The 10855-nt window shown below is 50.9% G+C and carries 14 protein-coding genes; 11 read left to right on the plus strand and 3 right to left on the minus strand.

All coding sequences use genetic code 11. The annotated features are described in order from the left end of the window. The 5 genes from KB557_RS05775 to KB557_RS05795 all read left to right on the plus strand — a co-directional run. On the plus strand, window positions 1-2279 hold a 2279-nt coding region (locus tag KB557_RS05775), incomplete at its 5' end, for a PD-(D/E)XK nuclease family protein (protein ID WP_255132193.1). Then, window positions 2276-3691 (plus strand): ATP-dependent RecD-like DNA helicase, encoded by a 1416-nt coding sequence (locus KB557_RS05780; protein WP_255132195.1) that lies wholly within the window; start codon window positions 2276-2278, stop codon window positions 3689-3691. The genes KB557_RS05775 and KB557_RS05780, both read left to right, overlap by 4 nt. A gap of 39 nt (window positions 3692-3730) precedes the next feature. After that, window positions 3731-3958, plus strand: coding sequence for a hypothetical protein (locus KB557_RS05785; RefSeq protein WP_255132198.1), 228 nt, complete (start codon window positions 3731-3733; stop codon window positions 3956-3958). Further along, the gene (locus KB557_RS05790; RefSeq protein ID WP_315856200.1) at window positions 3945-4346 is read left to right on the plus strand and encodes a phosphomannose isomerase type II C-terminal cupin domain; all 402 of its coding nucleotides are present in this window, start codon (window positions 3945-3947) and stop codon (window positions 4344-4346) included. Before KB557_RS05785 ends, KB557_RS05790 begins: the two co-directional genes overlap by 14 nt. Before the next feature lie 331 nt (window positions 4347-4677). Further along, complete coding sequence (locus tag KB557_RS05795) at window positions 4678-6408, plus strand: DEAD/DEAH box helicase (protein ID WP_255132222.1); 1731 nt, start codon at window positions 4678-4680, stop codon at window positions 6406-6408. A gap of 49 nt (window positions 6409-6457) precedes the next feature. On the opposite strand, the gene KB557_RS05800 is transcribed toward KB557_RS05795, so the two are convergent. Both KB557_RS05800 and KB557_RS05805 read right to left on the minus strand, forming a co-directional pair. Further along, entirely contained in the window at window positions 6458-6586 is a 129-nt protein-coding gene (locus tag KB557_RS05800) for a hypothetical protein (protein WP_255132199.1), read from the minus strand. Between the two features lie 77 nt (window positions 6587-6663). Then, entirely contained in the window at window positions 6664-6951 is a 288-nt protein-coding gene (locus KB557_RS05805; protein WP_255132201.1) for a hypothetical protein, read from the minus strand. On the opposite strand from KB557_RS05805, the gene KB557_RS05810 reads away from it, so the two are divergent. The 3 genes from KB557_RS05810 (at window position 6951) to KB557_RS05820 (ending at window position 8788) form a co-directional block, all read left to right on the plus strand. Continuing rightward, entirely contained in the window at window positions 6951-7253 is a 303-nt protein-coding gene (locus tag KB557_RS05810) for a hypothetical protein (protein ID WP_255132203.1), read from the plus strand. The two genes, KB557_RS05805 and KB557_RS05810, sit on opposite strands and share 1 nt — an antisense overlap. Beyond that, a complete protein-coding gene (locus KB557_RS05815; protein WP_255132205.1) occupies window positions 7250-7900 on the plus strand; it encodes a ParB-like protein in 651 nt (216 codons plus the stop codon). The genes KB557_RS05810 and KB557_RS05815 overlap by 4 nt, the downstream gene beginning before the upstream one ends. A gap of 102 nt (window positions 7901-8002) precedes the next feature. Beyond that, a complete protein-coding gene (locus KB557_RS05820; RefSeq protein WP_255132207.1) occupies window positions 8003-8788 on the plus strand; it encodes an LCP family protein in 786 nt (261 codons plus the stop codon). Here KB557_RS05820 and KB557_RS05825 read toward each other — a convergent pair. Continuing rightward, a complete protein-coding gene (locus KB557_RS05825) occupies window positions 8751-9278 on the minus strand; it encodes an HdeD family acid-resistance protein (protein WP_255132210.1) in 528 nt (175 codons plus the stop codon). The two genes, KB557_RS05820 and KB557_RS05825, sit on opposite strands and share 38 nt — an antisense overlap. A gap of 77 nt (window positions 9279-9355) precedes the next feature. Between KB557_RS05825 and KB557_RS05830 the strand changes: the two genes are divergently transcribed. The 3 genes from KB557_RS05830 to KB557_RS05840 all read left to right on the plus strand — a co-directional run. Beyond that, window positions 9356-9553, plus strand: a complete 198-nt coding sequence (locus KB557_RS05830) for a hypothetical protein (RefSeq protein WP_255132212.1) — start codon at window positions 9356-9358, stop codon at window positions 9551-9553. Then, window positions 9543-10523 carry an aromatic acid exporter family protein gene (locus tag KB557_RS05835; RefSeq protein ID WP_255132215.1) on the plus strand — a complete coding sequence of 327 codons (981 nt, stop codon included), beginning with the start codon at window positions 9543-9545 and terminating at the stop codon, window positions 10521-10523. The genes KB557_RS05830 and KB557_RS05835 overlap by 11 nt, the downstream gene beginning before the upstream one ends. Next, window positions 10523-10855 (plus strand): FUSC family protein (locus KB557_RS05840; RefSeq protein ID WP_255132218.1); only part of this gene is annotated, 333 nt, incomplete at its 3' end. The genes KB557_RS05835 and KB557_RS05840, both read left to right, overlap by 1 nt.

Below are 10855 nucleotides of genomic sequence, written 5' to 3' on the forward strand. Positions count from 1 at the left end.
TTAATACCAATCGTCGTAGTGATCCCCAGCTACTTGCGGTGCTGAACCGTTTATTTAGTGGTGGCGATACTTTTGGCACCGCAAAGATTTCGTATCGCGCTGTGCATCCGCCCGCCGATACCCCCCAATTTCAATTGCGCACTAGCGCCGCTAAAACCGCAGTAGCACCAGTTCGCCTGCGTTGGATCACCAATGGTGATAAACCAAGCGCCACTGGCACTTTGGTAAGTGCGATGGCAGCCAGCATTGCCAGCGATCTCCAGAATTGCCTTGATCAAGCTCTAGAAAAACTTGATCAAGGCCACTGGCGGGCAATTCATCCGGGTGATCTTGCGGTATTGGTGAGCCGCAACGCTGAAGCCCTTGCTGTTCAAAGGGAACTACTCAGCCGCGGCATCCCTGCACGCATCGGCAGGGGCGGCAATATCTGGTGCACTGCAGAAGCTGGCAGTGTGGCAATTGCGCTTGGGGCTCTCGCCGCTGAGGGTCGCCAGTCGGCAGCCCTTGCATTAGCACTTTCCCCCCTTGGTGGTTTCAACGCTAGGGAGCTATCGGAGTGGCAAGATTTTGAGCAGGGGTTATGGATGCAGAAGCTGCATAAAGCCCGCCAGCGATATTTGCAGCTTGGGCCCTTACCAGCGCTGGAGGTGTTGATAAACGATGGGCCTGGGCTTTCTCGCCTTAACGCTTGCCTCGGCGGCCCCCAACGGGTGAGCGATTTATTGCAACTAGGCGAATTACTTCAAGAAAACTGGCAAAACCAAGGGCAACCTTCCGCCGCACGCCTGGGGATCTGGCTTGCCCAAAAGCGTTGCAGCAGCGAAGGCGATAACAACAGCCAACAACGCCTAGTGGCGGCAGGAGAGATGGCTTGCATCAGCACACTCCATGCAAGTAAAGGCTTGGAGTTCCCCTTGGTTTGGTGTCCCACCCTCTGGCACAGCAGTGGGGGACCCGGAGCAGAAAAACCGTTCAGGGCTTGGGATCAAAGCCTTGGTGGGCGGGTATTGGAAGCAAGCCGCCGTGATGGCAGCAGCCCTCGGCTGGAAAGGCGCCAGGAGGCAGAGCTGGAGGCATGGCAGGAGGGCTTGCGCTTGGGCTATGTGGGGGTTACCCGCGCTTGCCATCAGCTGAGCTTTGATTGGGGCCGAATCCGTGACAGCGCAGCCAGTTTGCCCGCCTGGTTGCTGCATCCCGAACTGCGGCGTATGGGGGCTCAGCAGCCCTGGGAAGCGATCGCTAAAGCGATTAAAGAAGATTCTTCTCTGCAACAGGTGGTGCAGCGCCGCTGCCTTGAACTTGGCATTCAATTTGAGCTGGTGCCTCCTCAAAATGCAAAAACAAGCTCGCCGCTCGCCCAAAACCAAAAACAGCCAAAGCCTATTTCTCTAGTTATTTCACCAGCAATACGGCATAAAACAAATAAGTGGGATTGGGGGCGCTGGAGCTACAGCCGCTTGGTAGAGGCGAGTTCAAGCAAAGCTGAATACAACAAAAGTGAATACGGCAGAGAGGAGGAAGGTTTTGATCCCGATAAAAGTAATTCCGGTGAGGAGGTTGGCGCTGCAGAAAGCCCCCTCTGGAGTGCCTTACCTGCTGGTGCAGCATTTGGCACCCTTGTGCACGAGGTGCTGGAAAAGCTGGATTTTGATGCGGATCTCAAGGGTTCAGAAGCACAACTGATCCTGCGTAATGCCGTGGCTGGTTCTGGCTTCAACGCAAACCTGGCGCTGCAGCTTGTGCCAGCCCTTGAGGAATTGTTGCAGCGCCCCCTTGGCGGTCCGCTTGAAAAGCTACAACTCAACCAAATCAAACGCCACAACACCTTGCGGGAATTGCCTTTTGATCTGCCCCTCAGCGGATTTAAAAATGGCCCGCCCCAAGATGTGCTGGGCCAGGCCCTAAAAGAACTCGCTCAACATCCCAACAGCAACTTGCGTAACTACGCGCAAAAACGTATTGAGCAGCGCATTCCCCAATGGCGAGCTGGTTTTTTAAACGGTGTGATCGATTTGGTGTTTAGGGCTCCAGATACAAGCGGGCAACTGCAATGGGTGGTGCTGGATTGGAAAACAAATCGCCTTAGCCAAACGGTGCCAAGCCTGATGGCAGCAAAGGATTACTGGCTCCAAGCGCAGCTTTATCGCCGCGCCATAAAAATATGGCTTGGTTTGCGGCTTGGTTTAGATCCACAGGATGAATGCCAGGTGCATGCCTTGATGCTGTTCACCCGCAATGGTGAAACCGCCTGGCTGCTTGATCAAGGCATAAATCCATGAGCGCCGAGCGTTTGATCGCCCTGGCACCTGCTTTGGTGCAACAACAAGCAGCAGCGCTTAAGCCGTTGCTAGAGAATTTTTTCAGCAACCTGGCCTTAGCCAAAGAACCGTTGGAACTTGAGGCCAGCAGCCTTGATCCAGAACTGATTTGCGCCCTTAAAGCACTGCCGTTTGTGCTTGAAAACTCTGCAAATGGAGGATTCCAGCTCTGGAGTTGCAAGGGCCATCGCATGCAACAAGAGGTGCTTGCTGAACTTTGCGAACGGCTGCAAAGCCAAGCGGGGCTGCTGGTAACAGGTGGTGCGGGAAGCGGTAAAACCAGCCTGGTAAAGCAACTAATACAAGAAACAAGCTCCGGCGCAGCTATCGCCTTAATGGCCCCCACAGGCAAGGCCGCTGCCCGGCTGCGGGAAGCGCTCACACCCCTGGCGCAAGGAATTAACTGTGGCACGATCCACCGCTGGCTTGAAGCCAGTGGTGACGGGCAGTTTCGCCGCGGAGCGAGGAAACCACTGGAACTACACACCGTGGTGATTGATGAATTTTCAATGGTGGACACAGCCCTGCTAGCTGCTTTGCTATCGGCGTTGCCCACTCATACAAGGCTGCTGCTGCTTGGGGATCCAGGCCAATTGCCGCCGATTGCAGGAATAGGAGCATTGGCCCCTTTAGAAATAATGCTGGCGCTGCAAGCGCCGCAATGCTTGATCAAACTCAAGGGCTCTCATCGCTTTAATGAACACACAAGCTTGGGGCAATTTGTACAACAGCTAAGGCTTTCAGAAGCAATGCTAAATACCAAAATATTTCACAACTTATTAATAAATATATCAAGATCAGATAATTTAAACTGGCACAATCTAAGCATTGGCTGGCCTAAAGAAATAATTGAAAGGCTGCGAAAACATAAGCAAAACCTGCAATTAGCTGCAGAAAATCAAAATTTAGCCGATCAAGAAGCCCTTAATGAACTTTTGGAGCTCATGCTATTAGCGCCAAGAAGAAAAGGGCGCCACGGGGTAGATCAGCTAAATGAACGCTGGCTTGATTTAGATAAAAACAACCCCTTTAGTTGGCCAATCGGAACACCTTTATTAATTAACCGCAATAACAACGAGCGCGGCTTATCAAATGGTGATTTAGGCCTGATTCGCCCAGATTTTAGCGGCGGCAAAGTAGCGGTTATCGCCAGTGGTGATGGGCCCCAACGCCTACCGCTGGAGTTGCTTGGAGGGGTGGAGCCCGCCTTTGCAATTACGGTGCACAAGAGCCAGGGAAGCCAAGCGAAACAGGTGATCGTTGTGATTAATGAGCTGGAAGGCCTGGATCCAAAGCTGCTATACACAGCTCTCACCCGCGCCCAGACAAGGGCAGACCTTCTTTACCTTGAAGATCCAAATTTAATTTCTTAACAAAACCGCAGCGAAGCCCCGTTAGCACTAATGCTGTAGTTGCACTGGTTTCAAACATTGGAAATACCACCTTTTATTGGCGTTCCCCTAACCCCCACCCCACCCGCGATGTATCGCGATTGCATGCGCACTCAATTGAGAATCGATGAATGGTTAATTGGACCGGGCGCCCTTGAGGAAGAACTTCCTGTTCCTCAAGGGCTAACTCCCCAACAAATTTATATCGCCCAACGTTTCTGCGAATCAATTGGCGATGATGGAGGTTAGTTTCCCAGCCTCTGATCATGGGGCGCCCCAATCAGCAAACCGCACAGATCGCCCCTGGGGCTGGTTTGAAACCTTGGCGGTAGGGGAGGGTTATTTAATAAAAAGGCTGTGGATCGCTCCGGGCCTGCGTATTTCGCTGCAACGCCACAGCCATCGCAGCGAACATTGGTATGTAGCCCTTGGCGGAGGCTATGTAACTATTGACAGCCAGCAATTAGAAGCTCAAGTTGACAGCACATTTGCTGTGCCCTGCGGAGCTATCCATCGCGCCCAAGCAGGATCTGAAGGGATGTTGATTGTTGAAATCCAAAGGGGAAGCCTTCTCATCGAAACCGATATTGAACGCTTTGCCGATGATTACGGCCGCTGCGCATCAAGCCCTAGGTGATACATTGGAAAGGTTGAAAGTCCATCTGGTGAGGGCAAGGCAGATCAAAACGTGGGTTCTGCCGGCCTGAAGCAAGGAATTTCAGGCCCCCCTGCGGCGACATTCGCCTTTTTCTCCCGTGACAACCACGCCTCAATTTCCGCTGTCTAGCGAACTGAATCCTGAAGATTCAGACACTGCAACAAACATTGCATTAGATATCGCAATTTCCATCGAAACAACTCCTCAGATCACTCCTGAGAACACTATTCAGGATCCTGATAAAAATTCTGAAAAACAAGTCGTTGCCAAAAAGGCTTCTGCAAAACAAATAAAAGCAGAAGAAGTTCAATTGCAACAGGCAGCTGAGAACCCTGAATTAGTTGCAGCCCCAGCTTCTGGTTTTGCACTATTTGGTTTACCTCAAAATCTGCTTGAAGCCCTAGAACGCTGCGGCTATCAAGAACCATCACCAATTCAGGCTGCGGCAATTCCTGAATTAATGCTGGGTAGAGACTTAATCGGCCAAGCCCAAACCGGTACCGGCAAAACCGCAGCTTTTGCACTGCCGCTTTTGGCCAGGCTTGATATTGAAGCCCGTCATCCCCAAGTGTTGGTGCTGGCTCCAACCCGCGAGCTTGCTATTCAAGTAAGCGAAGCCTTCCAGCGTTATGCCTCCTGCAGTCCGGGGGTGCATGTTTTAGCCCTCTACGGGGGCACTGATTTCCGCGATCAAATTCAGAAATTACGCCGCGGTGTACATGTAATTGTTGGCACCCCAGGCAGGGTGATGGATCACATGCGTCAAGGCACACTTGATGTTTCCAAGTTGCAAACATTAGTGCTTGATGAAGCCGATGAAATGTTGCGAATGGGCTTCATCGACGACGTTCAGTGGGTGCTAGAGCAACTACCAACTAAGCGGCAAGTGGTGTTATTTTCTGCCACCATGCCAAATGAGATTAGGCGGATTTGTCAACAGCATCAAAAGCAACCAGCTGAGATCACAATTCGCACTCGCCCAGCTGATGCCAGCCGCATTCGTCATCGTTTTATTAGTGTTCCCCATCACCAAAAACTACCTGCACTGCAGCGGGTATTAGAAGCCCATGGCCGTGGTGGCGTCATCATTTTTGCCCGCACCAAAGCAGTAACGGTGGTAGTGGCGGAAGCCCTTGAAGCCTGCGGCACCGCCTGCGCTGTGCTTAATGGTGATATTCCACAAGCCCTAAGAGAACGCACAATTGAACGCCTTAAAGATGGCAAGGTTGACGTGCTTGTAGCCACCGATGTGGCAGCCCGCGGCCTTGATGTGGAACGGATTGGCCTTGTCGTTAACTACGACGTTCCATTCGACAGTGAAGCTTATGTTCACCGCATTGGCCGCACCGGCAGAGCCGGCCGTGAGGGGGATGCAATTTTATTCCTATCTCCACGGGAACGCCGCTTGCTCTACGGCCTTGAAAGGGCAGTGGGTTGCGCAATTGAACCAATGGAAGTGCCATCTGATTCAGAAATAAATCAACAACGTTTGGATCAATTACAAGAAAAACTAACCAAACTTCTCACTGAACCTGTAGCTAGCGAAAGGCAACAAGAAGTTGCTCTAATGGCTGAAATAATTCAGCGCTTAAGCCGCGAAACCGAGGCAACCCCTGAGCAATTAGCTCTTGCAGCTTTACGTTTATCTCAAGGAGATCAACCTTTATTGGTTGTTACCCAACCGCAAAATTCAGTGTCCCGTATGGGTCGCAGCGATAGACCAGATCGGCCAGAAAGAGGGGAGCGGGTCGAGCGTCGCGGCGCCCCAGGAGTTGGCCGTGGCTCAGACGTACCCGAATCTCACATGGAACGGTTTCGGGTGGAAGTTGGCTGGCGTGATCGCATCAAACCCGGTCATATAGTTGGCGCAATTGCCAACGAGACTGGTTTAGAAGGTAAAAAAATTGGTCGGATCAACATTTTTGATGATCACAGCACCATCGATCTGCCAAAGGGCATGCCCCCGGAATTAATGCGAACCCTTAGCCGCGTGAAAGTGATGCAAAAGGAACTGCAAATCAGCCGTTTAGCAGTGGGCTGATTCGCACCTGCCCCCTTACAGCAGACAAAACGGCTCTGATGGCTTTATATCAATTGGTATAAAGCCACACAGCTATGGGCGCACTAAAAATTTTGATAAGTGCCTGCATCAGCATTTTTACAATTTCTACGGCTCCAACAGCAGTAAATGCTGCACCTTTTAGCGAAGAAACAGCCATCCAAAACCTTTGCCTAATCGGTTTTCAAACGGCATTTGCCCAAGCAGGCCAAACGCCACCTGAAGGAATGGGTGCATTTACCTGTCGATGCTTGATTCAACGGCTGCAAGGTGGGGAATCCTTAAACCCCGCCCGGGAAAGCTGCAAGCTGGAAGCCAGCCGACGTTTTCGGATCTTGCCCAAGGGCTAATGCCTAAATGATTTATGGGCACTGAACAGGCTTTTTCTAAAACCGGTTCACTCAGCAATAAATCCATTTGATCGTGCACTTCTAGTTCTCCATTGTCATCCCAGGTGAGAACCCAGGGCAGGGGAGCCCGTGATGTCATGGCCACCTCCATTTGTTTGTTTGAGTTTGCTGACAATGGCAGCGATTTCCCCTGGTTTTGCTCCCTTACTTATTTACTTCCAACTGCAGCAACGAAACTTCATGAGTAGCCCATTTTTGCAGAAATTTTTTATTGGTTTTATCGCTTTAATCAGCTGCCAAGTGTCTCCCTGCCTAGCAAATTCTGTTACAGCTGAATCGATTTGGAATCAGGCCAATGCAGAAGAGAGGGCCCGCAGCCAGATCCCTGCCAATGCCACAGTTACAAGTACTAACTGCGAAAGCTTTCAAGTACGCAACGACCTGCGTTATCGCTGCACCCTGGAATACAACCAATGAGCTTGCGACTGCCACCTTTTGAACCCATACCAGCTCCAAAAAAGGAGTGCCAATTAATCGAAGTGGCGGTGGCAAGCCTGCATCCCACCCAAATGTGTGTGGGCTTAGCAGAAGTGCTGCACAGGCGCGAAGATTTCGCCGCTGATTCCATCGAAAAACGGCGCAAATACTTAAAAAGCAAACCAGTACCAATGGTGCTTAGCGGCGGTGGCGAATATTGGATGGTGGATCGCCATCACCGTTTACGCGGTTTATTGGAACTCGATCCAGCCGCCACAGCTTGGGGCTATGTGGCCTTGGAGCTCACCTGCAAGCAACCGGAGCAAGTGCTGGCGGCTTTGCAGCAAAAAGGTTGGCTTTATCTTTACAACGGCCGCGGGCTAGGGCCGCAGCCGTTATCAGCCTTGCCAAGTGGCTTGAGCGGCCTTCAAGACGACCCCTTTCGCAGCCTGGTTTGGAAGCTGAAGCAGGAGGGCGTAATTGAGGCAGCTCCTTTGATTCCATTTCACGAATTCCGCTGGGGGGCCTGGTTAAGGCGCAAATCGCTACCGCCATTTAGCTCTATGCAGCTAGATCCCGCCTTACCGGCTGCCAGGGCCTACGCAAGATCAGCTGCAGCTTCAAGGCTTTCAGGTTGGAAAGGCTGATTATATTTGTTAAATTTGGGTAAAGAGGATTAAGAAGTGCCTAAAGCGGGTGCTGCTCAACCAGCAAAACGACCACTCGGATTTTTGAGCTTGGCTATGGCCATGGCAGGAGGCTTAGCTTTTGGCGCCTTTTTGCTCGAACCAACCCTTAATGCACTCAGGGGCTTGGATCCAGGTGCGGCGATGCAACAACTATTTTTGCAACCACCTCAAGATGTGTTGGTTTTGGGCACCGATGGCTCTGGGGTTCTTACTGATGTGATGGCAACTCTGCATCCCACCCAGAAGGGATTGCACTTAATGCAAATTCCCCGTGATACATACATCAATTCTCCAATTCACGGAGAGATAAAAGCAAATGCATTATTTGCACTCGGGGGGATTGAAGAAACTGAAAGCGAAGTATCAAATCTCCTAGGAAGGCCCCTGCAGCACCATATTTTGATCAATTTAAAAGCGATTAATAAAATGGGCGATGCTGTTGGCGGGCTGGAGCTAAACGTACCAAAAGCGATGTACTACAACGACTCAAGCCAAAATCTAAGTATTGCTCTTGAACCAGGCTTGCAAACCTTAAAAGGTAAGGATCTTGAGGGGTTTATACGCTTTCGCCACGATGAACAAGGCGATATTGGCCGCATGGAGCGCCAAAAATTAGTTATTACAGCTCTGCTAAAAAAACTTGCAACTCCTGAAATTATTGCCCGCTTACCGCAATTAATTGCTGTGCTGGGATCTGATATTAAAACTGATCTCAACCCAATTCAAATGGCCAGTTTGGCAACAGCAGTAGCAGGTAAGCCACTCATTTCTGCAAGGCTGCCAGGTACCCCCGGATACCACAACAACATCAGCTATTGGTTTGTGGGCTCTCCCCCCCAGAACTAACAAATAGGCGGAAAGCGGAAAATAACAAAGCCACGCCGAAAAGTGTACCCACCACCCAAAGGGTGTCTGAGGGCCATTCCACAAGCACCATGCCACCAAGCAGGCAGGTGATGATTCCATCCAGCAACACCAAACTGCGGGCGGGCCCCGCTGCAGCCGCGGCGGCAGCTAGTTCCATTACCCCTTCCACTACAAGCAAAACACCTAAGAAAAGCGTAATGCTGAAGGTGCTATCCACTGGGAAAAGTAAAACATAAATACCACCCACCACATAAAGCAGTGCAGCCACCAAACGAAAAATGCGCGCTTTTATATCGGCAGCTGCCCCCAAACGCAGTAGTTGACTAACCCCAGCTGCCACCGCCACCGCCCCAAAGGCCAAGGTAACTGCCGCTGCTGAAAGGAAAGGGAACACAATTGAGGCTGCCCCAGCCACCAGCAATAAAACAGCCGTGGCGATTCTTAAAGCGGGGGAGGCTGGAATGGCCATTGCTGAAACAAGATTCACCAAAGCCTAGCCAAGGCCTAATAATTGAATTATCAAGCTTTTGTATCTCCCTATTTTTGATGCCTAATACCCACCAGGATTCCAATGGTGAGGCACCTGTTGCTGCTATGGATGAGGCCTTAAAGCGCAAATTGAAAGCCATGCCAAAACGCAAGGAAGCCCAGGTGGAACCGGCACCAACCCATCACGCCCAAACCCTTCAGGAACCGGAGGAGGATTTGGAATTACGCGGTAGGGGGTTGCGGGGTGACGGCTGAGCTAAACCAGCAAGCTCTCAAAAACGCAATTAAATATTTTGTAGCTGCTGCCATCGCTGGCAGCATTGCTCTTGCCACCGATCAAGTGATCTTCATTTGGTATCCGCTTTTGGCGGTGGTGATGTGCATGGATGAAACCGAAACCCAGGTGATTGCCGCCTCCCGCGGTCGCATGTTGGGCACGGTGGCCGCAGGCGTAGTGGGTTTTTTTGTGCACACAGTGCTCCAAGGTTGGGTAGCACTAACTATTTCTTTGTTGATCCTGGTGCCGATTTTGCGCTGGTGCCGCTGGCAGGCGGGCCTTGCCACTGGAGTTGTGTTGCTTTCAATGTTATTCCTTGTTGCTGAATACAGCTCCCTAGATTGGTTATACATACTCAATCGCACCATTGATACCCTAATAGGTGTATTGGTGGCCATATTAGTTAGCAATTTACTCTGGCCAATTAATCGCCTAGCTGAAATTTATAGCCTTGATTTAAAATTAAGGCAGCTTCTTAGCAAAAGGCTACTTAATATTCAACAATTATTATTTGGAACTGCCTCCGCCCCAGAAGCTCAATTGCCCCTAGAAGGCTCCAGGCTAATAGGCCAGCTCAGCCAACTGGTAAACGATGAATTGCGCAGTAGGCCCCATGGAGCAGCCACCCGAAACCATTGGCGCCAAAGGTGCATTCTCTGGGAGCGGGTTAATCACCACAGCATGCAGCTATTGCGCTTAATTAGCTGGCTTCCTGCAACATTTAATGGCCTTGAACAGGGCCCGTGGCTAAACAAGCTTCACCAAGCATTGAATACAAAACTTGACGTTACTGAGCTTAATTCAACAAACCGCCGCCAGCTGCTCAAGGTTGCAAGCCAAACAAATATTCCCCCATTACTGCTGCTTGCCGTTGAAGATGAATTGCACCGCCTAATTAGCAGCATTAAAAGCTTGCAACTAGCGAGCAACTCTGAAATATCAGCCTAATGGTTCCTAATTATCGCCTTTTTGAACAGAGCGAAGTGCGCCTTGCCCTCACGGCAGGTTTATCAGCCGGGCTAACAATTACCTTGGGCTTGCCTGATCCAATGTATGCCCCAATGGCTGTGGCAGCAGTGTTATCAGGCACCCTTGGCAACAGCTTAAGCCTGGGAATGCAAAGAATTCAAGGCACCATTTTGGGGGGGGTAATTTTATTTATTGCCCACAACACAATCGCAAATTCAATGCCGATGCCGATTGGCATTGGCATAAGCCTTGCCTGCACAAGAATATTTGGCGGCTCATTGGGTTTGCGCTCCGGCTACAAGGTGGCAGGG

Origin of the sequence: Synechococcus sp. Cruz CV12-2-Slac-r, assembly GCF_024346075.1 — a bacterium.
In the GTDB taxonomy this organism is placed as follows: domain Bacteria; phylum Cyanobacteriota; class Cyanobacteriia; order PCC-6307; family Cyanobiaceae; genus Synechococcus_D.